The organism is Burkholderia stagnalis (assembly GCF_902830275.1).
Lineage (GTDB): Bacteria > Pseudomonadota > Gammaproteobacteria > Burkholderiales > Burkholderiaceae > Burkholderia > Burkholderia stagnalis.
This window is the reverse complement of the sequence record NZ_CADESW010000004.1, coordinates 95,742-115,872: the sequence shown is the minus strand read 5'-3', so window position 1 is coordinate 115,872 and position 20,131 is coordinate 95,742. Positions and strand designations below refer to the sequence as shown.

The following is a 20,131-nucleotide window of genomic DNA, read 5'->3' as shown; positions in this document are numbered from 1 at the left end:
CCGCGATGCATCTGCTGCGCACCACGCCGGGCGGCTTCGTCGACGATACGCAGGGCGTCGTCCGGATCGACCAGCGGCCCGCCGAGATCGTGATCCTGAGCTCGGCGGATACGACGCTGTCGCTGCTCGCGAGCGTCGTGCCGCGCTTGGCCGGTGGCTTTCCGAGCGTGCGGCTCGCGAACGTGACGTTCCTGCGCCAGCCGGCGTCGGTCGATTTCTACGTCGACGACGTGCTGAAGCACGCGAAGGCGGTCGTGATCGACCACCTCGGCGGCGAGGCATATTGGCCGTACGGGATCGAGCAGGCGGTGTCGCTCGCGTCGCGGCAGAAGCAGCGGCTTGCGATGTTTTCGGGCGACCTGCAGGAAGACCCGAACCTGATCGCGAAGAGCACGGTCGACCCCGCGCTGTGCCGGATGTGGTGGCGCTACCTGCGCGAGGGCGGCGCGCACAACGCCGAGGCGCTGTTGCGCAGCATCGCGTTTCACACCCTCGGTTTCGGCGACGAGCCGGAGCCGCCGCGCCCGCTGCCGGCCGCCGCGCTGTATCACCCGGCGCGCGACCCGGCCAGCATCGACGACTGGCTGCCGCGCTGGACGCCCGGCGCACCCGTCGTCGCGATCCTGTTCTACAAGGCGCACTGGCAGGCCGCGAACACCGCGGTGTTCGACGCGCTTGCCGACGCGTTGATCCGCGAAGGGCTGAATCCGCTGCCGGTCGCGGTGACGTCGCTGAAGGACACGGTGAGCCGCGAGATCGTCGCGCGGCTGTGCGAAGCGCACGACGTCGCGCTCGTGCTCAACACGACCGCGTTCGCGGCGGGCGCGATCGACGACCCTGAACCCGACATCCTCGCGGGCGATGCGCCGGTGCTGCAGGTGATCCTGTCCGGCGGCAACCGCGACGCATGGCTCGCCGACAACCAGGGGCTGCATGCGCGCGACATCGCGATGCACGTCGCGCTGCCGGAAGTCGACGGCCGCATCGTCACGCGCGCGGTGAGCTTCAAGGGGCTTGCCTACCGCTGCCCGCATACCGAGGTCGACGTGGTGCGCTACCAGCCCGACGCGGAGCGCATCGGCTTCGTCGCGGCGCTCGCGCGCGGCTGGTGCCGGCTGCGTACGCTCGACAACGCGGACAAGCGCGTCGCGCTGATCCTCGCGAACTATCCGCAGAGCGAAGGGCGGATCGGCAACGGCGTCGGGCTCGACACGCCCGCGTCGGCGCTCGGCGTGCTCGCGACGCTGCGCGACGCGGGCTACCGGGTTGCGGACTTGCCGGCCGACGGCGACGCGCTGATCGCGCGGCTCACCGAAGGCGTGACCAACGACCCGGCGATGCACGCGCTGCGGCCCGCGTTCCAGAGCTTTGCGCTCGCCGACTACCTGACGCATTTCGAACGCCTGCCGGCGGCCGTGCGCGACGCGCTGAACGCGCGCTGGGGGCGGCCCGAAGCCGACCCAACGCTGCGCCACGGGCGCTTCACGATCGCGGGCTGGCGCGCGGGCAACGTGTTCGTCGGCATCCAGCCGTCGCGCTCGCGCGGCGAGAACGACTACGCGAGCTATCACGACGCGGATCTCGTGCCGCCGCACGCGTATCTCGCGTTCTATTTCTGGCTGCGCCACGCGTTCCGCGTCGACGCGGTGATCCACCTCGGCAAGCACGGCAACCTCGAATGGCTGCCGGGCAAGAGCGTCGCGCTGTCCGACGCGTGCTGGCCCGACCTGACGCTCGGGCCGCTGCCGCATCTGTATCCGTTCATCGTCAACGATCCGGGCGAGGGCAGCCAGGCAAAGCGGCGCGCGCAGGCGGTGATCATCGATCACCTGATGCCGCCGCTCACGCGCGCGGAAAACTACGGCCCGCTGCAGGACCTCGAGCGGCAGGTCGACGAATACTACGAAGCGCTGATGGTCGACGCGCGGCGCGCGAAGCTGCTGCGCAAGACGATCCTCGCGACGATCGCCGAGCATCGTCTGCATGACGAACTGAGCGTCGCGCCGCCGCGCGATGCGAGCGACGAGGATGAGCTGCTGACGCGCGTCGACGCGTGGCTGTGCGAGCTGAAGGAAGCGCAGATCCGCGACGGGCTGCATGTGTTCGGCGCGTCGCCGGCCGATCGCCAGCGGCGCGACACGCTGCTCGCGCTTGCGCGCTTTCCGATCGGCGATGGCCAGCAGGCGCGCGCCGGATTGATCGGCGCGCTCGCGCGCGACCTCGCGCTCGGCGACGATTTCGATCCGCTCGCCGCCGACTGGGCCGCGCCGTGGCAAGGGCCGCGCCCGGCGCTGCTGCAGGCGGTCGATGAATCGACGTGGCGCCATGCGGGCGATACGCGCGAGCGGCTCGAACGGCTGGCGCAGCAGTGGCTCGACCGCCTGTGCGCGAGCGCGCCGGGCGACGCGTGCGAGCCGCCGCCGGGCGTCTGGACGCACACGTTGCCCGTGATCGAGCGCGTGCGCGCGACGCTGATGCCCGCGCTAGACGCATGCGGCGGCGAGGAGCTGCGCCAGTTGCTGCGCGGGCTCGACGGCCGCTTCGTGCCGCCCGGCCCGAGCGGTTCGCCGTCGCGCGGCCGCCCCGACGTGCTGCCAACCGGCCGCAACTTCTATTCGGTCGACACGCGCGCGGTGCCGACGCAGGCCGCATGGTCGCTCGGCCTGAAATCCGCGCAGCAGCTGATCGAGCGGCATCTGCAGGATCACGGCGATTACCCGCGCGCGATCGGCCTGTCGGTGTGGGGCACGGCGACGATGCGCACCGGCGGCGACGACATCGCGCAGGCCTTCGCGCTGATCGGCGTGCGGCCGAAATGGGCGCACGGCAGCCACCGCGTGACCGATTTCGAAATCCTGCCGATCGAGATCTTCGACCGGCCGCGCATCGACGTGACGCTGCGCGTGTCGGGCTTTTTCCGCGACGCGTTCCCGAACCTGATGCACCTGTTCGACGCGGCCGTGCAGGCGGTCGCGGCGCTCGACGAGCCCGAGCATCTGAACCCGATCCGCGCGCGCATCGAGCGCGAACGCGCGAAGTGGATCGAGCAGGGTGTGCCCGCCGACGAAGCGCGGCGCCGCGCCGGCTGGCGCGTGTTCGGCGCGCGGCCCGGCAGCTACGGCGCGGGGCTGCAGGATCTGATCGACCAGCGCCGCTGGCAGACCGACGCGGATCTCGCCGACGCGTACCGTCAATGGGGCGGCCACGCGTATGCGCAGAACAGCGCGGGCGATGCCGCGGCCGACGTGTTCGGCGAGCGGCTCGCGACGATCGACGTCGTCGTGCAGAACCAGGACAGCCGCGAGCACGACATCCTCGATTCGAACGACTACTACCAGTTCCAGGGTGGCATGACGGCCGCGGTGCGGCACCTGTCGGGCCGCCAGCCGAGCCTGTATCACGGCGACCACGCGAACCCGGCCGCGCCGAAGATGCGCACGCTGCGCGAGGAAATCGCGCGGGTGATCCGCTCGCGCGTCGTCAACCCGAAGTGGCTCGACGGCGTGAAGCGGCACGGCTACAAGGGCGCGGCGGAAATGGCCGCGACCGTCGACTACCTGTACGGCTATGACGCGACCGCGCGCGTGCTGGCCGACCATCAATACGCGCTCGTCGCCGACGCATACCTGTTCGACGACGACACGCGCGCGTTCCTCGAGCGGCACAACCCGCGCGCGCTGCAGGGCATCTGCGAGCGCTTCGTCGAGGCGATGCAGCGCGGGCTGTGGCAACAGCCGGGCGACTATCGCGAGCGGATCGAGGCGGTCTGGCTCGCGAGCGAACACCACCAGGAAGGAGCACGGCGATGACCGATCCGACGCACCGCCAGCGCGCGGTGTTTCCGTTCACCGCGCTCGTCGGGCAAGCCGCGCTGCAACAGGCGCTGCTGCTCGCGGCAGTCGATCCGTCGCTCGGCGGCGTGCTCGTCAGCGGGCCGCGCGGCACCGCGAAATCCACCGCCGCGCGTGCGCTGGCCGAGCTGCTGCCGGAAGGCGAGTTCGTGACGCTGCCGCTGTCGGCGAGCGACGAGCAGGTGACCGGCACGCTCGATCTCGCGCATGCGCTCGCGGAAAACGGCGTGCGCTTCCGGCCGGGGCTGCTCGCGCGCGCGCATCGCGGCGTGCTGTACGTGGACGAAGTGAACCTGCTCGCGGACGGGCTCGTCGATACGCTGCTCGACGTCGCCGCGAGCGGCGTCAACATCGTCGAGCGCGATGGCGTGTCGCACGCGCACGACGCGCGCTTCGTGCTGGTCGGCACGATGAATCCGGAGGAAGGGGAACTGCGGCCGCAATTGCTCGATCGCTTCGGGCTGATGGTCGAGCTCGGGAATTGCTTCGACGCCGCGCAGCGCCAGCAGATCGTGAAGGCGCGGCTCGCGTTCGATCTCGAGCCGGATGCGTTCCGGGCGCGGCACGAGGCGGCGCAGCGCGAGCTGGCCGAGCGGGTGAGGGTGGCGCGCGGGGCGCTTGCCGCGCTGGACTTCGACGATGCGGTGCATGCGCGGGTCAGCGCGCTGTGCATCGATGCGGCGGTCGACGGCCTGCGCGCCGATCTCGTGATGCTGCGCGCGGCGCGCGCGCTCGCGGCGCTCGAAGGCGCCGATGCGGTGACGGTCGACCATGTCGACCGTGTCGCGGAATCGGTGCTGCGGCATCGGCGGGGCACGCATGCGACGCCGCCGGCTGCGGCGGGGGCCGGCGATGATGCGTCAGGTTCGACGTCGCCGCCGAATCCTCCGCACGGCGGGCGGGAGACGCCGCCGGATGCCGCGCATTCGGGCGATGCGGATTCGCAAGGCTCGCAAGGCGACTGGGGCTACCTGCCGCCCGAACCGGCCGGTTTGCACGCGGTGAAGGGGGTGATTCCGCTGCCGCTGCCACTAAAAAAACGCTGAGCCATCGAGCCGGCGCCGCCGCGACTTCGCTTCGCGGCACTCGATGGCAGCAGGGCGCAACGGAGTACACGCCGGGCGTCGCGCGCACCGGCGCGGGCGTTGCCGCCGTGGCGTGGCCGGCGACGTTCGCGGTCAAGCGCGGCGAGCGCCTGCAGGCCGATCATCTGCGGTTCCGGAAACCGGCGGGCGCGCCGCGCGCGCTGCATTGCTTCGTGCTCGACTGCTCGGCGTCGATGCTGTCGTTCGAGCGGCTGGCGGCGGCGAAGGGGTTGATCGTCGCGTATTTCGACGAGGCCGCGCGGGCGCGGGCGGAAACGGCGTTGATTTGCTTTGGCGGTTCGGGGGCCGAGCGGCGGTTCGGGCCGGCAGTGCCGAGGTGGTGGAATGCGCGCTGGCTCGAACCGGTGGGCGGCGGCGGCACGCCGTTCGCGGATGGGGTCGATGCGGCCGCGAGGCTGCTCGCGCGGGAGGCGCGCCGCGAGCCGGACAAGCAGCGGTGGCTGTGGGTGCTGTCGGACGGGCGCACGCGCGAGATGCCGGCGCGGCCGGAGGCGGCGGATCAGGTCGTGTTCGTCGATTTTGACGATGCGGCGGTAAGGGTCGGGCGGGGGGAGCGGATCGCGGCGGCGTGGGGGGCGGAGTGGGTGGCTGCGCAGGGTCTGGTGCGCGGTTGAGTGGCGGGTGAAGGACCGGGACGATGCGCTCCCGAAGAAATTAAAGCGCGCCGCATTCAGGACGATAACTGCTCTGTGAATATTCTCTTCTTCCAGGCGCGATGACGTCGACCCGACTCATGATCCATTCGATCATGCCCGAACGCAGCGTGAATTGCGGCTTTAACTGGTGGGCATTGATATTCAGCACGATGTGGGCCTACTCCGAAGGGCTGATCGTTCAAGGAGGGCGATTGTTTGCGGCTGATGCCGTCGCCGGTCTGCTTCTCACTCGCGATCATGTGGCCTTCGTGATTCTGGCCTTGTTGCTGCTGACGGTAAAAAGTGTCTATTGTGCGCGCCACGGGAATCGCTGGGTGTACCGGCATTTGCATCATCAGGGTTATCGAACTGTCGGGGATTGAAACTTGCCTTTTCCCATCAACGGTATCCGACTGAAAATTGCATGACCAAAGACCGAAAAGACGGCCGAATCCGGAATGTGGTTCGGCGCTTCCCGTTTGGCAAGTCGCCACAAGGTGCGGCCTGCCCGACCCCGTATACCCTTGCCCGACCGTCCACACAACAACGTGCACACCGTGACGCTTGACCCATGAATCCCGGCTTCTCCATTCGCGACGCGCGCGCCGACGAACTGCCCCGGCTTGGGCAATTGTTGGTGAAGGCCTATGCCGCATTGCCCGGCTTCCCGTCCCCCGACGAGCAGCCGGGCTACTACGACATGCTCGCGAACATCGCGCGTTTCACGGAGAAGCCGGACGCGCGCGTTCTGGTTGCCGTGTCCGAACGCGATGAACTCATCGGCGGTGTCGTGTATTTCGGCGACATGGCCGAATATGGGTCGAGCGACGCGGTCAACGGTATCCGAAACGCGTCTGGTATCCGCTTGCTCGGCGTCGATCCGGCCTTTCGCGGTGGCGGGGCGGGCAAGGCACTGACGCTGGCGTGCATCGATCTCGCCCGTCGGCGGGGCCATGCCGCGGTCGTGCTCCACACGACGAAGCCGATGCAGCTTGCCTGGGGCATGTATGAAAAACTAGGCTTCGTGCGCGCCGAGGAACTCGATGTTGCCCTGCAGACGCTGAAGGTATACGGGTTCAGGCTTGCGCTGCGTTGACGCGCACGCGTCGCACCCGCGCGTTTCGCCGCGACGGCCGTCATGCGATTGCCACGAATCATTACCCGCTGGTATCGTTGTGCCGCCCTGATTTCATCGGAGGATTACGTGTCGCCCACCCAGCTTCTCATCCCCACCTTCACCCAGTTCCTGCAAGGCCTGTCGTCGTGGCTCGACAAGGCTGCCGCCCATCGACAGGCGGCGGGCGCCGAGCCCGATCCACTGCTGTCGGAGCGGCTTGCCGCGGACATGTATCCGCTCGCGGCTCAGGTCCGGTTCGCGTGCTTTCAGGCGCTCGAACCGGTCTGCCGCCTGCGCGGCGAACCGCTTCCGGACACGCTGCTGGCGATACGGCAGGAAGGATGGAACGCCAACGCGCAGCCGGGCACGTGGGCCGACGCGAAGGCGCGCATTGCCGATGCGCTTGCGTTGCTCGACAGCCTGTCGCCGACCGCGCTGGACGAAGGCGGTGCGCTGCCGATCGCGCTCGAACTGCCCAACGGCGTCGTCTTCGACATGACGGGCGAACAATACGCGCGCGACTGGGCGCTGCCGCAGTTCTACTTTCACGTGATCACCGCGTACGCGATCCTGCGCAACCAGGGCGTCGAACTCGGCAAGGCGGACTACGTGTCCTACATGCTGGCGTACCTCCGTCCCGGCACGATGCCGCAAGGCTGATCGCATCAGGCATGACGCGAGCACTCTTCATCTGCAGCCGCAACCGGCTGCGCAGCCCGACGGCGGAAGCCGTATTTGCAGCGTGGCCCGGCATCGAAACGGATTCGGCCGGCGTCGCGCCCGACGCCGAGTCCATCGTTTCGCGCGAGCAGATCGCATGGGCCGACGTCATTTTCGTGATGGAGCGCGTGCATAAGGCGAAGCTGTCGAGGCAATTCGGCGCGGACTTGCGGCACAAGAAGATCGTGTGCCTCGACATTCCCGACAAGTACGCGTTCATGCAGCCGGAGCTGATCGCGCTGCTCGAGCGAAAGGCCGGAGCTTTCCTGCGATCGTGAGCGGCGCGCCGCGCAATAACGACGTCGGCTCGCCGCAACACTTCATCGAAAAGATCCGCCGCATGCGTTGACGCAATTTATGTCCGGATATAGTCGAATCACGAAAACTTGGCGCCGTGCCGGTCCCCGCACCGTACGCGCCGCACGTGATCAGAACAAGATGGGCTACGGGCGTAACAACATGAGCACCTTCAACAAAACCCACACGGGACCGATCGGCGGGCTGCTCGCCGGCCTCGCGCTGATTGCCGTCGGCATCGGCTTCGGCATCAATTCCGCGCTCCAGCATGGCACGAGCGGCCTGGGCGAATACGTGGCCGTCGGCGCCACGATGCTCGGCATCTTCCTCATCGTCTACGAAGGACGCGAACTGACGCGCAAACGGTTGCGCTGACGCGCGCCTTCAGCCAGCGCTCGACAACAGATCGTCGACGATGATCTCGCCCGCCGTGCGGCCCGCGCTCAGCGCATCGAGGCTGTCGGCGAACGGCTTGCCGTAGTCGTCCGCGAGCCTCACCGGCGAGAAGAAGATCGACGACGTATCGCCCGCGCGCACCTGGACCACGGCGACATAGCCGGGGGCCGGCGCATGCGTGTCCGCTTCCGCGCCCGGCTGATGCTCGCAGCGGACTTCGATCGTGTACCCGCGGTAGTTGTACAGGCTCGTCATGATGGGCTCGCTGTCAGTGGAGGAGGTCGGGTGTGCTTCACGGTTGCAACCGGGCTCGACGGCCCGGATGCAACGCGTGATTCGCGCCGGTTACCGCCGACCCTGAGCCGACGGGCAGGAAAACCGCACGATCCGGCATCCGTTCGGCCGGCACGGGCGTGATGCTTCACACGGGGCGGCGCGGAATGCTCCAATGCGGTTTCCTCGGATGATTCGTGGCGTGCCGCCTCTTGCGACAGCGATCGCGCCGGGCCGTGCCGGACGGCCAATGGTGTCGTGACACCGCGCCCGCGATCGGCGGGGCGCGGCTGTCATGCCGGTACACGATGCTTGCGCGGCGCGTGACGAGCGAAAACGCGCCGGCCGGTTCATGGGTGAAATCGATACGTTGCCGAAAGCATAGGTCACATTGCGCGGACGTGCGAGCGCCAGGTGCATCGCCATCCGAAATAACGCATGACAGGCCCGTGAACGTCACATGAATGTCGTCGACCGGCATGGCCGGCCGAATCAGGTGTGCTTGTAGACGCCGCGCCGCGTCCGCTTGACATGTCGCGCGTGGTGGCGCTGCTTGACCACCGCGTGCCGGTAATGCCGATGCGGGGTCACATGCGCCCGTCGCGGCGCGGGCCGCGCGGTCGGCGCCGAGCCTTGCGGCAGCGGTGTGCCCTGTGTCGCGCCCGGCAGCGGCGCGGGTTGCGCCGGTTGCGCCGCGCCTTGCGGCTGCATCTGTCCTTCTCCGAAATGGTAGGTCTGGGTTTGCGCGTGAGCGACGGTCAGCGTCGCCGCGAACGTCACGGCGGCCAGCAGCATGCGTTTCATGAAGTCCCCGGATTCGGGTGGGGAGGCGTCGGAACGCCAGCTTAGCGAAGGGCGGCGTGCCCCGGCAACCGGACAGACGCCACCCGGCGCGCGGCCATCGCATCCGGTCTTCTCTTGCTTGACATCGAAATTCTCATACAAGAATACAAATTCACATACAAGAATAGTTCGCCGATGCCGAAACCAGGAACCGGGAGCGACACACATGACGGAACACGGGCAGCAAGGCGCGCCGGCGGGGCTGCGCATCTATACGCGCCAGCCGGGCGAGCTGCGTCCGCTGCACGCGAACTCGATCGGCAAGGCGATCTTCGCGGAGCTGCCGGCCGATGCGCAGCAGGCGCTCGGCGGCCAGCTGTCGTTCGAGCGCTTCACGAATGCGACGACCACGAGCCGGCCCGCACTGGTCGAACACGCCGCGCGAAGCCGCACGCAAGGATGGGCCGACAACGTCGGCGAAAGCGCGCCGGAACTGTCGGCGGTCGCGATCGCGCTGCCGATCGACGGCGACTGGTACGGGCAGTCGATCGTCGGGCCGACGGAACGCATTCGCCTGCATTACGACGCGCACGTCGCCGCGCACGTCGCCGCAAAGCCGCGCCTGCTCGCCGAACACGATCGGCGCTGACGCGGGCGTCGGGGCGGGGCCGTCCCGCCCGACACCCGCGCAGTGCGCGCCACGGGCCGCGCCGGCCGATGCCGACGCGGCCCGCATCACGTCACGCGGCCGGAACGCGCCGCATCACGCTCTTGCCCACACGCCGCCCGCGCTCGGCGTATCGCCCTGGGTCCACCATTTCGCGCAGTACTTCGCGCCCTGGTACATCACGCACGCGCCGGCCTGATAGGCGGTGGCCGCCGACCAATCCGGCGTGCCGCCGTTCACGGCCTTCCACACCGATGCCTGGCCCGGGATGTCGCCCTTGGTCCACCATTGCGCCTGGTAGGTCACGCCCTGGTACGTGACCGTCGCGCCCGCCGTGTAGACCTGGCTCGCGGACCACGGTGCGCCCGGCTGCGGCGTGCCGCCGCCGTCCGAGCCGCCGCCGTAGTTCGGATCCTGCGTGACGCCCGTGCCCCACTTGGCGTCGAGCTTCTTGAAGATCGACGCGAATGCGTACGGCTGCTGCGTGACGCCCGAGCAGATCGGCGACGCATAGCCGGTGTTGCTGTCGCACTGCTTGTCGCGGGTCGACGACCAGTAGCTGATGAAGCCGTAGCCGTTGTTGATGGCCGTGTTCAGCACGCTCTGCGCGTTGTCGAGCGTGAACGTCTCGCCCTGCGTGTCGTTCACGCCGATCATCGGCGTGACGCCCACCATCTGCCACAGCTGCGCGCTGCTCTTCGGCTGGCCGGCGGACTTGTACGCGGTGTCGAGCTGCGAGTAGAGCCCCTGCGCCGCGCTGATCGCGGCCGCGCCCATGTCGATGCCGGCGGGGCCGTAGTCCATCGTCATCACGTTCACCGCGTCGAGGTTGACCTTGTTCGCGATCGCCGCGGTGAGGACGTTCAGGCCGTCCTGGATGAGCCCGGTCGGCATGGTCGGCAGCGTCAGCGTGACGTGCAGCGGCTTGCCCTTCGCCGCATAGTCGGCCTGCAGCTGCGCGACCGCCTGGAAGTTGCGCGCGACGGCCGCCGCGTCGAGCTGCGACGCGCCCTCGATGTCGAAGTCGACATGCGTGAGGCTGTACGTGTCGATCACGGTCTGGAGTGCTGTCTTCAGCGCGGGGACGCTCGTGCACGCCCTCATCAGCGGCGTGCCGTTCGCGCCGCCGAACGACACGGCAACCTCGCCGCCTTTCGCGCGATAGTTCGTGATGGCCGTGCCGATCGACGTCAGCAGGTCGCCGGTCGCGCCGTTGCCGATCGCCTGCACGCCGCCCCACGACGGCGTGCAGCCGTTGCCCGCGACCACGAACGCGAGCGTGAATTGCTGGATGCCTTGCTGAACACCGATCCTGTCGACGAGTGGCGTCGGGTAGAGCGTCACGTCGACGTAGGGCGCGAATGCGCCCGCTGCCTGGGATACGCTCGCACCGGCGAGCAGGCAGCCCGCGGCGATCGCGCGCGGGATGAGATGCGACAACACGCTGTTTTGCATTGTGTTCTCCATGTGGATGAGCGATACGCTGGCCTGCGCATCACCGCCGCAATCGGCCGGGCATGGGATGGACCCGGATCGCGGCGCGCTCATCTTGGAGGATTGCAGATCAATCGTGAATCCTTAATTACGTTTTAATTTTGTTTGAATCGCTGTGCGAAACAATCGCATGCATTCGATACGGCGCCGGGCACGCGGCCCGGCGCGCGTTCAGCGATACCAGCGCGGGGTGTAGACCCAATCCCGTCCATTGTTGACGGAAAAGCGCCGCGTGGTGGACGAGCCGACGATCACCATCGTGCGCATGTCGACCTGATCGGCGCGCAGCGCGCCGAGCGTCGTGTTGACGAGCGTCGCGCCGGGCCGGCCGATGTCGCGGCCGAGCACGACGACGGTGTCCGCCGCGCGCTGCGCGCGCACGACGTCGAGCGCGCGATCGAGCTGCCACGGCCGTGCGCGCGAGATCGGGTTGTAGAACGCCATCACGAGATCGGCTTCGGCGGCATGCCGCAGGCGCGTTTCGATCACGTCCCACGGCTTCAGGTTGTCCGACAGCGAGATCACGCAGAAGTCGTGGCCGAGCGGCGCGCCGGCCTGCGCGGCCGTCGCGAGCGACGCCGACACGCCGGGCTCGACGCGCAGCGCGACCGCCGCCCAGCGCGGGTCGCGCGCCTCGTCGAGCGCTTCGAGCACGGCCGCGGCCATCGCGAACACGCCCGGATCGCCGGACGACACCACCGCGACGCGACGGCCTTCGGCCGCCAGCTCGAACGCATGGCGCGCGCGCTGCATCTCCTCGCGATTGTCGGTGCCGTGCACGCGCTGCTCGGCGCGAAACGGGCCGGCCATGTTCACGTAGGTCGTGTAGCCGAGGATGTCGGTGGCGTCCGCGAGCGCGGCGCGCGCGGCGGGCGTGAGCCATGCCGCGCCGCCGGGCCCGAGGCCGACCACGGTGAGGCGGCCGCGCGCGCGGCCCAGCGTGTTCGGATCGACGGGCTGCGCGGCCACCGCGCAGGCCAGCCCGTCGTGCGGCGCGTGCATCGTGTGCGGCACGCGCAGCGCGCGTTCGAGCACGGCGGCTGCCTGTGCGTCGGCATCGGCGTCGTCGGCATCGACGAAACGCAGCGGCACGCCGAGCGCGTCCGAAGCCGCTTCGAGCGCGGCATCGCCGATCAGCGCGGCCGGCGCGACGAGGGCCGCGAGCGCCTGCGGCGCGAGGCCGTGCAAATCGAGCAGCGCGTGCACGCGTGCGTCGAGCGTGGCGCTCGGCGCGACCGGTTGCACGCCGATCCCGACCACGACGCTGCGCGGATGGATCACGAGTTCGTCTTGCGCGCCGCGCCATGCGAGCGGCGTCACGCGGATCGCATGCGTGGCCGCGTCGTCGCACGGCAGCGCGACGTCGTCGAGCCATGGTGCCGCGCCGTCGACGCGGGTCGCTGCGCCCGCGAGCAGGTCGGACACGAAGCGCTTGCCTTGCGCGAGATCCGCGAGCGCGTAGCCGTCGGGCGGATTGAGCACGCATGCGCCGAAGCGCAGCTCGCCGCTCGTCGTGATCGCGGGCGCGACGCCGAGCCAGTCGGCCAGCTCGCGTGCGATCACGTTCACGCCGGTGAGGCCGCCGAGCAGCGGCACGACGGCCGAGCCGTCCTCCGCGACGGCCAGCACCGGCGGCTCGACGCCCTTGTCGGCGAGCGCGGGCGCGATGCAGCGGATCACGATGCCGGCCGCGCACAGCGCGACGATCGGCAAGCCGCGCGCATACAGTTCGCGCAGATGCGCGCCGAGTTCGTCGAACGGCACGTCGGCGGCGACGCGCGACGCCAGCGCATGCACCTGCGCGCCCGGATAGCGCGCCTGGATGCGCCGCGCGGTATCGAGCGCGCCCGCGCCGAGGATCACGATCGCGGGCGGGGTGGTCATCCTTGCCATTTTTCCCCCGGCACGACGAGCAGCGAGAAATACGGCGACGCCATCGGGTCGACCGCGTCGAGCGGCACGATGCGCTGGTTCGCCATCGTCGCGCGCTCGACGTACAGCGCGCGTTTCGCGAGGCCCAGCTCGTCGAGCACACGCCGCACCTTGTCGAAGTTGCGGCCGAGCTTCATGATCACGGCCGCGTCGGCCTGCGCGAGCCGCGTGCGCAGCTCATCCTCGGGCAGCACGCCGGACAGCACCGACAGGCTCTGGTTCCGGTACACGAGCGGCTGCCCGAGCACGGCCGTGCCGCCGAGCATCGAGCACACGCCGGGCACGACTTCGGTGTCGTAGCGCGGCGCGAGGCGGTCGTGCAGGTACATGTACGAGCCGTAGAAGAACGGATCGCCTTCGCAGATCACCGCGACGTCGCGGCCCGCGTCGAGATGCGCGGCCACGACTTCGGCGGCCGTGTCGTAGAAATCGGCGATCACGGTTTCGTAGCAGAGCGGCGGCGGCAGCGCTTCGGTCGTCACCGGATAGACGAGCGGCAACTGCACCTGCGCGTCGAGCAAATGCGCTTCGACGATGCCGTACGCATTGCCTTTCTTGCCCTTCGCGACGAAGTACGCGACCACCGGCGCGGCCTGCAGCAGCCGCACCGCCTTCAGCGTCATCAGTTCGGGGTCGCCCGGGCCCACGCCGAGGCCGAACAGGCGCCCGCGCGCGGCCGTCATTCGGCCTCCGTCGCGAGCGCGTTGACCGCGGCGGCCGCCATCGCGCTGCCGCCGCGCCGGCCGAGCAGCGCGACGTACGGCACGCCGCGGCTGTCGGCGGCGAGCAGCGCCTTCGACTCGGCCGCGCCGATGAAGCCGACCGGGAAGCCGAGGATCAGCGCGGGGCGCGGCGCGCCGGCGTCGATCATGTCGAGCAGGTGGAACAGCGCGGTCGGCGCATTGCCGATCACGACGACGCTGCCCGCGAGCTGCGCTCGCCACAGTTCGAGCGCGGCGGCCGAGCGCGTGTTGCCGAGCTGCCGCGCGAGGTCGGGCACCTCGGGCTCGCCGAGCGTGCAGACCACGCGATTGCCGGCCGGCAGCCGCGCGCGCGTGATGCCTTCGGCCACCATCTTCGCGTCGCAGAGAATCGGCGCGCCGGCGGCCAGCGCCGCGCGGCCCGCTGCGCCCGCACCGGCGGAGAAGCGCAGATCGTCGACCACGTCGACCATGCCGCACGCGTGGATCACGCGCACCGCGAGTTTTTCGAGGTCGGCCGGGATGCGCGACAGGTCGGCCTCGGCGCGGATCGTCGCGAACGACTGGCGGTAGATTTCCTGCCCGTCGCGTATGTAGTCAAGCATCGTAGGGGTCCTGGCTTGGCCGCGCCTCGCCCAGGCGGGCCGCGGCTTCATCGATCGTCAAGTGGCGCGCGAGCGCGGTGCCGAGGCCCGCTGCGCCGTCGCGCCGGTAAAGGTCATAGTGCGCCGGCCCGACCGCGACGAGCGTGTACGCGGCGGGATGCGGCAGTGCGCAGTGGCGCTCGCAGCCGGTCAGGTGCAGGTCGCGCACCGTGCCGATGCGCGCGGCGAGCGCGAGCGCGTCGCGCTTCGTGTCGGCGCGCGCCTTCGCGCAACCGGCGCTGCCCGCGCAGGCCACCATCCGCGCGAGCGGATCGCCGGGCGACACGACGAGGCCGAGCGCGGCGAGCGCGTCGCGCACCGTGGGGGCCGCGCCCGTCGCGACGCCGTGCACGAACACGCCTTGCCACGGCGTCATCGACAGCGTGCCGTCGCCGTGCGCGTCGGCGAGGGCCGCGAGCCGCTCGAGCCGCGCGCCGTCGAGACGGCCGAGCGCGAACTGCGCGCCGACGCTGCAGCGCCCCGCGTCGCGCACCGGCTGCGCACCGAAGCGCAGCGCGGGATCGGACGGCGCACGCCGCCAGTCTTGCAGCGCTGGATCGGCGGCAAGCGGAAACGGGAGCGTGGCTTGCGCGCGCGCGAGCAGCGTGTGCGCGCCGCAGGTGGCCAGCAGCGCACGCATGCGCGTCGTGTCGGCCGGCGCGAGATCGAGGAACGCGAGCAGCAGCGCGCGGACCAGCGCGACGGTATCCGCCGGTGCGACGTCGACGAGCGCGGGCGCAGCGCCGGCCGCGACCGGCGGGCAGCCGGCGAGCCCGGCCGCGATGCGCACTGCGCCGTCGCCGCGACGCCACGCGGCGAGCCAGATGTCGTGCGGATGATCGAGCGCCGCGATGCGCTCGCCGCCGTCGAGCTGGATCGCGAATTTCGGCGACAGCTCGAAACGGCGCGGCTCGCGCGCGAGCATGTCGAGCAGCGGCGCGGCGAGCGCAGCGCTGTCGACGAGCGCGTCGGGGTCGCGTCCTGCAAGCGGATTCAGCATCAGGTTGCGCACGTCGTCGCTGGCCGCGAGCGCGGCCGCATCGCCGTCGGCGTCGACGAGCGGGCCGAGCCCCGCGTCGAGCAGCGCGCGGGTGAGCGCACCGGCTTCGCCGGCGCGGATGCCGCGCACCTGCAGGTTCGCGCGGTTGGTCGCCTCGATCACGCCGGAGCCGTGCGCCTGCGCGACGGCGGCGATCGCGCGCGCCTGCCGCGCGTCGAACCGGCCGCCCGGCAGCTTGATCCGGCACAGGCCGCCGTCGGCCGCGGCGACGACGCGCACGAGCCCCGGGCAGGCCGACGGGCGCACGGTGGGCGAAGCAGGGGACGGAATGGGGGTGGAGCTCAACGGGGCATCCGAGCAGTGTCGCGCCGCGGCCATCGCATCGGTACACCCCGCCCGATGCCGGCTGGCACGCACGCACTTTCAGGCCGGCAGGTCTCCTGGCTGACAGGTCGACGCCCGCTCCGGGCCTTCCCGGACTAGCCAGTGGCGCCAAGGTGGAGACGGGCTCGCTGCCTACAGTTGCGGGGGCAGCCACAGCGGCGCGGTGCGCGCCCTGTGTTCCCTCTTCGGCCCCGAGGGGCACCGGCGAACGAACGCTGTATTATGCCTTTTTTCGCAACGAAGACCTATGCGCGGCGTCATGGCGGCCGCGTGCAGCAACATGACGGAATCGAACGATGGAGAAGGGCGCATGACGGCGTGGCTGACGGTGGTCGGCATCGGCGACGACGGTTATTCGGGGCTCGGCCGCGCCGCGCGGCGCGCGCTGTTCGATGCGACGCGCGTGATCGGTGCGCCACGGCACCTCGACATGCTGCCCGCGCGGGTCACGGCCGCGCGCGAGGCCTGGCCGCAGCCGTTCGACGTCGCGGGCGTGCTCGCGCGCCGCGATGCGCCCGTGTGCGTGCTCGCGAGCGGCGACCCGATGCTGTTCGGCGTCGGTGCGACGCTCGCGCGCCGGCTTTCTCCCGGCGAGTGGCGGGTGCTGCCCGCGCCGTCGTCGCTGTCGCTGGCGGCCGCGCGCCTCGGCTGGGCGCTGCAGGACGTCGGCGCGGTGTCGCTGGTCGGCCGGCCGCTCGCGACGCTCGCGCGCCACCTGCTGCCGGGCCGGCGCCTGTTCGTGCTGAGCGCGGACGGCCGCACGCCGGCCGCCGTCGCGGCGGAGCTGGCCGCGCGCGGCTTCGGGCCGAGCCGGATCAGCGTGTTCGAGCATCTCGGCGGCCCGCTCGAACGCCGGGTCGACGGCATCGCGGATGCGTGGTCCGTCGACGAAACCGCGGCGCTGAACCTCGTCGCGATCGACTGCCGTGCGGCGCCCGACGCGCCGCGGCGCGCGCTGACGCCGGGCCTGCCCGACGACGCCTATCGCCACGACGGGCAACTGACCAAGCGCGACATGCGCGCGCTGACGCTCGCGCGCCTCGCGCCCGCGCCGGACGAATTGCTGTGGGACGTCGGCGCCGGCTGCGGATCGATCGGCATCGAATGGATGCGTGCGCATCCGTCGTGCCAGGCGATCGCGATCGAGTCGCACGCGGAGCGGCAGCGCTTCATCGAGCACAATCGCGACGCGCTCGGCGTGCCGGGCCTGCAGCTCGTCGCCGGGCGCGCGCCCGACGCGCTCGCGGGGCTCGCCGCGCCCGACGCGATCTTCATCGGCGGCGGCGCGACCGTGCCCGGCGTGCTCGACGCGTGCTGGTCGGCGCTGAAGCCCGGCGGCCGCCTCGTCGCGAACGCCGTCACGCTGCAGGGTGAAATGGCGCTCGCCGCGTGGCGCGAGCGCCACGGCGGCACGCTCACGCGCGTGTCGCTCGCGCAGGCCGAGCCGCTCGGCCGCTTCGACACCTGGCGGCAGGCGCTGCCCGTCACGCTGTACGACACGCGCAAGCCCGCGCCTGGCGCACCCGACGCGGCGGCATGATGCGCGACGAAACCCCCGAACAGCCGGCGCCGCTGCGCTTCGGCTACACGACCGGCAGCTGCGCGACCGCGACGTCGCTGGCGGCCGCGCGGCTGCTGTTGACGGGCGCGGCGGACGACGCGGTCGAGATCGTGCTGCCCAAGGGCCAGCGCGTGATGATGCGTCTCGAATTCTGCAGGCTCGCCGCCGAGGGCGCCGAAGCCGGCACGATCAAGGATGCCGGCGACGATCCGGACGTCACGCACGGCGCACTGGTGTTCGCGCGCGTCGCGCTCGCGGCGGCGCCCGGCGTGCGCTTCCATGCGGGGCCCGGCGTCGGCACGGTCACGCGCGCGGGGCTCACGCTGCCGGTCGGCGAACCGGCGATCAACCCGGTGCCGCGCCAGATGATCACGTCCCACCTGGAAGCGCTCGCGGCCGGGCACGGCTATGCGGGCGGCTTCGACGTGACGATCGGCGTCGAGGGCGGCGAGGCGCTCGCGCTGAAGACGATGAACCCGCGCCTCGGCATCGTCGGCGGGCTGTCGATCCTCGGCACGACCGGCATCGTGCGGCCGTTCTCGTGCTCCGCCTATATCGCGTCGATCCACCAGGGCATCGACGTCGCGCGCGCGAACGGCATCGAACACATCGCCGCGTGCACCGGCAACGCGAGCGAGGACGCGATGCGCGCGCACTATCAGCTGCCCGACATGGCGTTGATCGAGATGGGCGATTTCGCGGGCGCGGTGCTGAAGCATCTGCGGCGCGCGCCGATCGCGCGGCTGTCGATGTGCGGCGGCTTCGGCAAGCTCAGCAAGCTCGCGGCCGGCCATCTCGACCTGCACAGCCGCCATTCGAGCATCGACCTGCCGCTGCTCGCGCAATGGGCGGCCGAAGCCGGCGCGAGCGACGCGCTGCAGGCCGCGATGCGCGCCGCGAACACGAGCCAGGAAGCGCTGAAGCTCGCGCTTGCCGACGGCGTGCAGCTCGGCGACCTCGTCTGCGCGCAAGCGCTCGCCGTCGCGCGCGACATCGTGCCCGCATCGGTCGCCGTCGAGATGTTCGCGATCGACCGGCAGGGCCGCTTCGTCGGGGTCGCGCGATGAGCGCGCGCATCCTGCTGCTCGGCGGCACCGGCGATGCGCTGAAGATCGCGCGCGCACTCGGCCCGCGCGACGTGTACAGTCTCGCCGGGCTCGGCAAGGTGCCGGCCGATCTCGCGTGCGAGGTCCGGGTCGGCGGCTTCGGCGGCGCGGCCGGCCTGGCCGCCTATCTGCGCGACGCCGGCATCGGCCTCGTGATCGACGCGACCCATCCTTATGCGGCGCGCATCAGCGCGAACGCGGCCGCCGCCGCGCGCGACGCGGGCGTGCCGTGCTGGGCGCTGCGCCGCGCGCCGTGGCAGCCGCAGCCGGGCGACGACTGGCGGATGGCCGACGACTGGGCCGGCATCGAAGCCGCGCTCGCGCCGTTCCGGCGGCCGCTGTTCACGCTCGGCCGCGAGCCGCTCGCGCATCTCGATGCGATCCCGCCGCACCAGTTCTGGCTCGTGCGCTGCCTCGATCCGCATCCGGGCAACGCGCACGCACAGATCGTCGCCGCGCGCGGGCCGTTTACGCTCGACGGCGAACGCGCGCTGTTCGCGCTCGCGGGCATCGACGTAGTCGTCAGCAAGAACAGCGGCGGCGCCGCGACCGAGGCGAAGCTGGACGTCGCGCGCGAACGCCGGCTGCCGGTCGTGATGCTGCGCCGGCCGCCGCTGCCCGACGTCGACCGCGAATTCGACTCGGCCGACGCGCTGCTCGATGCGCTCGATCCGGGCTTGCGCGCGTGACGGCGCGCAACCCGGCCGCCCATCCATTGACGGAGTATTTTCGATGACGGTGTATTTCATCGGCGCGGGTCCCGGCGACCCGGAGCTGATCACGGTGAAGGGCCAGCGCCTCGTGCGCACGTGCCCGGTGATCCTGTATGCGGGCTCGCTCGTGCCCGCGGCCGTGCTCGACGGCCATCGCGCGGAGCAGGTGGTCAACACGGCCGAGCTCGATCTCGACGCGATCGTCGCGCTGCTCGCGCAGGCGCATGCGAAAGGGCAGGACGTCGCGCGCGTGCATTCCGGCGACCCGTCGCTGTACGGCGCGATCGGCGAGCAGATCCGCCGGCTCAAAGCGCTCGGGATTCCGTATGAAATCGTGCCGGGCGTGACGGCCACCGCCGCGTGCGCGGCGACGCTCGGCTGCGAGCTGACGCTGCCCGGCATCGCGCAGACGGTGATCCTCACGCGCTACGCAGGCAAGACGACGATGCCCGAAGGCGAGGCGCTCGGCGCACTCGCCGCGCATCGCGCGACGCTCGCGATCCATCTCGGCGTGCGGCATCTCGCGCGCATCGTCGACGAGACGCTGCCGCACTACGGGCCCGACTGCCCGGTCGCGGTGATCTACCGCGCGAGCTGGCCGGACGAGACGCGCGTCACCGGCACGCTCGGCGATATCGTCGCGAAGGTGCAGGGCACGCAGATCGAGCGCACTGCGTTGATTCTGATCGGGCGCGTGCTCGATGCCGAAGGGTTCGCCGATTCGACGCTTTACGCGAGCGCCGAGTAGGTC

General features: G+C 70.8%; 19 protein-coding genes, 1 pseudogene and 1 riboswitch. Of the genes and pseudogenes, 13 read left to right on the top strand and 7 right to left on the bottom strand.

The features are described from left to right. The first annotated feature begins 5 nt into the window (after positions 1 to 5). From cobN to HWY45_RS09630, 8 genes are all read left to right on the top strand, one after another. Positions 6 to 3,809, top strand: coding sequence for a cobaltochelatase subunit CobN (gene cobN / locus HWY45_RS09665; RefSeq protein WP_059885985.1), 3,804 nt, complete (start codon positions 6 to 8; stop codon positions 3,807 to 3,809). Beyond that, positions 3,806 to 4,897: a magnesium chelatase ATPase subunit I gene (locus HWY45_RS09660; protein ID WP_059885983.1), complete on the top strand. Its 1,092-nt coding sequence runs from the start codon at positions 3,806 to 3,808 to the stop codon at positions 4,895 to 4,897. Before cobN ends, HWY45_RS09660 begins: the two co-directional genes overlap by 4 nt. 107 nt (positions 4,898 to 5,004) lie before the next feature. Beyond that, positions 5,005 to 5,571: a vWA domain-containing protein gene (locus tag HWY45_RS09655; protein WP_059885981.1), complete on the top strand. Its 567-nt coding sequence runs from the start codon at positions 5,005 to 5,007 to the stop codon at positions 5,569 to 5,571. A 119-nt stretch (positions 5,572 to 5,690) separates the two neighbouring features. Further along, on the top strand, positions 5,691 to 5,975 hold the full coding sequence (locus tag HWY45_RS09650) for a hypothetical protein (protein WP_124480333.1): 285 nt from the start codon (positions 5,691 to 5,693) through the stop codon (positions 5,973 to 5,975). Between the two features lie 188 nt (positions 5,976 to 6,163). Then, on the top strand, positions 6,164 to 6,688 hold the full coding sequence (locus HWY45_RS09645) for a GNAT family N-acetyltransferase (RefSeq protein ID WP_059885977.1): 525 nt from the start codon (positions 6,164 to 6,166) through the stop codon (positions 6,686 to 6,688). Positions 6,689 to 6,796: 108 nt separating this feature from the next. After that, on the top strand, positions 6,797 to 7,369 hold the full coding sequence (locus HWY45_RS09640; RefSeq protein ID WP_059806820.1) for a DUF1993 domain-containing protein: 573 nt from the start codon (positions 6,797 to 6,799) through the stop codon (positions 7,367 to 7,369). A gap of 11 nt (positions 7,370 to 7,380) precedes the next feature. Further along, positions 7,381 to 7,707 carry a low molecular weight protein tyrosine phosphatase family protein gene (locus HWY45_RS09635; protein WP_059560687.1) on the top strand — a complete coding sequence of 109 codons (327 nt, stop codon included), beginning with the start codon at positions 7,381 to 7,383 and terminating at the stop codon, positions 7,705 to 7,707. 181 nt (positions 7,708 to 7,888) lie between these two features. Beyond that, a complete protein-coding gene (locus HWY45_RS09630; RefSeq protein WP_230942440.1) occupies positions 7,889 to 8,101 on the top strand; it encodes a hypothetical protein in 213 nt (70 codons plus the stop codon). Positions 8,102 to 8,110: 9 nt separating this feature from the next. Here HWY45_RS09630 and HWY45_RS09625 read toward each other — a convergent pair whose 3' ends face one another. Further along, positions 8,111 to 8,377, bottom strand: coding sequence for a hypothetical protein (locus HWY45_RS09625; protein WP_059885976.1), 267 nt, complete (start codon positions 8,375 to 8,377; stop codon positions 8,111 to 8,113). 510 nt (positions 8,378 to 8,887) lie between these two features. Then, positions 8,888 to 9,340: a hypothetical protein gene (locus HWY45_RS09620; protein WP_376697692.1), complete on the bottom strand. Its 453-nt coding sequence runs from the start codon at positions 9,338 to 9,340 to the stop codon at positions 8,888 to 8,890. Positions 9,341 to 9,449: 109 nt separating this feature from the next. Between HWY45_RS09620 and HWY45_RS09615 the strand changes: the two are divergent. Continuing rightward, positions 9,450 to 9,827 (top strand): annotated as a pseudogene (locus HWY45_RS09615) (IclR family transcriptional regulator domain-containing protein); the annotation flags it as partial. A 114-nt stretch (positions 9,828 to 9,941) separates the two neighbouring features. On the opposite strand, the gene HWY45_RS09610 reads toward HWY45_RS09615, so the two are convergent. The 5 genes from HWY45_RS09610 to cobG form a co-directional block, all read right to left on the bottom strand. Further along, positions 9,942 to 11,300, bottom strand: coding sequence for a chitinase (locus HWY45_RS09610; RefSeq protein WP_059807230.1), 1,359 nt, complete (start codon positions 11,298 to 11,300; stop codon positions 9,942 to 9,944). Positions 11,301 to 11,510: 210 nt separating this feature from the next. Continuing rightward, positions 11,511 to 13,223 carry a precorrin-3B C(17)-methyltransferase gene (cobJ, locus tag HWY45_RS09605; RefSeq protein ID WP_059885974.1) on the bottom strand — a complete coding sequence of 571 codons (1,713 nt, stop codon included), beginning with the start codon at positions 13,221 to 13,223 and terminating at the stop codon, positions 11,511 to 11,513. Continuing rightward, positions 13,220 to 13,954, bottom strand: coding sequence for a precorrin-2 C(20)-methyltransferase (locus HWY45_RS09600; protein WP_059560714.1), 735 nt, complete (start codon positions 13,952 to 13,954; stop codon positions 13,220 to 13,222). Before HWY45_RS09600 ends, cobJ begins: the two co-directional genes overlap by 4 nt. Next, positions 13,951 to 14,577, bottom strand: coding sequence for a precorrin-8X methylmutase (locus HWY45_RS09595; RefSeq protein ID WP_059560717.1), 627 nt, complete (start codon positions 14,575 to 14,577; stop codon positions 13,951 to 13,953). Before HWY45_RS09595 ends, HWY45_RS09600 begins: the two co-directional genes overlap by 4 nt. Next, positions 14,570 to 15,922, bottom strand: coding sequence for a precorrin-3B synthase (cobG, locus tag HWY45_RS09590; protein WP_279607682.1), 1,353 nt, complete (start codon positions 15,920 to 15,922; stop codon positions 14,570 to 14,572). Before cobG ends, HWY45_RS09595 begins: the two co-directional genes overlap by 8 nt. Before the next feature lie 107 nt (positions 15,923 to 16,029). Then, a riboswitch (cobalamin riboswitch) is annotated at positions 16,030 to 16,221 on the bottom strand. 89 nt (positions 16,222 to 16,310) lie between these two features. Here cobG and HWY45_RS09585 point away from each other — a divergent pair. Genes HWY45_RS09585 through cobM form a run of 4 tightly spaced genes read left to right on the top strand, consistent with a single transcriptional unit; the run spans position 16,311 to position 20,128 of the window. Next, positions 16,311 to 17,540, top strand: coding sequence for a bifunctional cobalt-precorrin-7 (C(5))-methyltransferase/cobalt-precorrin-6B (C(15))-methyltransferase (locus HWY45_RS09585; RefSeq protein WP_059886217.1), 1,230 nt, complete (start codon positions 16,311 to 16,313; stop codon positions 17,538 to 17,540). Beyond that, positions 17,540 to 18,628 (top strand): cobalt-precorrin-5B (C(1))-methyltransferase, encoded by a 1,089-nt coding sequence (locus HWY45_RS09580; RefSeq protein ID WP_059886219.1) that lies wholly within the window; start codon positions 17,540 to 17,542, stop codon positions 18,626 to 18,628. Before HWY45_RS09585 ends, HWY45_RS09580 begins: the two co-directional genes overlap by 1 nt. Continuing rightward, positions 18,625 to 19,356, top strand: coding sequence for a cobalt-precorrin-6A reductase (locus HWY45_RS09575; protein ID WP_059885972.1), 732 nt, complete (start codon positions 18,625 to 18,627; stop codon positions 19,354 to 19,356). Before HWY45_RS09580 ends, HWY45_RS09575 begins: the two co-directional genes overlap by 4 nt. Positions 19,357 to 19,399: 43 nt before the next feature. Next, positions 19,400 to 20,128 (top strand): precorrin-4 C(11)-methyltransferase, encoded by a 729-nt coding sequence (gene cobM / locus HWY45_RS09570; protein WP_059560723.1) that lies wholly within the window; start codon positions 19,400 to 19,402, stop codon positions 20,126 to 20,128. Positions 20,129 to 20,131: the final 3 nt, after the last annotated feature.

Bases quoted from the DNA above. Each gene is read 5' to 3' on its own strand.
- cobN (WP_059885985.1), top strand. From the start codon at position 6: ATGCATCTGCTGCGCACCACGCCGGGCGGCTTCGTCGACGATACGCAG.
- HWY45_RS09660 (WP_059885983.1), top strand. From the start codon at position 3,806: ATGACCGATCCGACGCACCGCCAGCGCGCGGTGTTTCCGTTCACCGCG.
- HWY45_RS09650 (WP_124480333.1), top strand. From the start codon at position 5,691: ATGATCCATTCGATCATGCCCGAACGCAGCGTGAATTGCGGCTTTAAC.
- HWY45_RS09645 (WP_059885977.1), top strand. From the start codon at position 6,164: ATGAATCCCGGCTTCTCCATTCGCGACGCGCGCGCCGACGAACTGCCC.
- HWY45_RS09635 (WP_059560687.1), top strand. From the start codon at position 7,381: ATGACGCGAGCACTCTTCATCTGCAGCCGCAACCGGCTGCGCAGCCCG.
- HWY45_RS09630 (WP_230942440.1), top strand. From the start codon at position 7,889: ATGAGCACCTTCAACAAAACCCACACGGGACCGATCGGCGGGCTGCTC.
- HWY45_RS09625 (WP_059885976.1), bottom strand. From the start codon at position 8,377: ATGACGAGCCTGTACAACTACCGCGGGTACACGATCGAAGTCCGCTGC.
- HWY45_RS09610 (WP_059807230.1), bottom strand. From the start codon at position 11,300: ATGCAAAACAGCGTGTTGTCGCATCTCATCCCGCGCGCGATCGCCGCG.
- cobJ (WP_059885974.1), bottom strand. From the start codon at position 13,223: ATGACCACCCCGCCCGCGATCGTGATCCTCGGCGCGGGCGCGCTCGAT.
- HWY45_RS09600 (WP_059560714.1), bottom strand. From the start codon at position 13,954: ATGACGGCCGCGCGCGGGCGCCTGTTCGGCCTCGGCGTGGGCCCGGGC.
- HWY45_RS09595 (WP_059560717.1), bottom strand. From the start codon at position 14,577: ATGCTTGACTACATACGCGACGGGCAGGAAATCTACCGCCAGTCGTTC.
- HWY45_RS09585 (WP_059886217.1), top strand. From the start codon at position 16,311: ATGACGGCGTGGCTGACGGTGGTCGGCATCGGCGACGACGGTTATTCG.
- HWY45_RS09580 (WP_059886219.1), top strand. From the start codon at position 17,540: ATGCGCGACGAAACCCCCGAACAGCCGGCGCCGCTGCGCTTCGGCTAC.
- HWY45_RS09575 (WP_059885972.1), top strand. From the start codon at position 18,625: ATGAGCGCGCGCATCCTGCTGCTCGGCGGCACCGGCGATGCGCTGAAG.
- cobM (WP_059560723.1), top strand. From the start codon at position 19,400: ATGACGGTGTATTTCATCGGCGCGGGTCCCGGCGACCCGGAGCTGATC.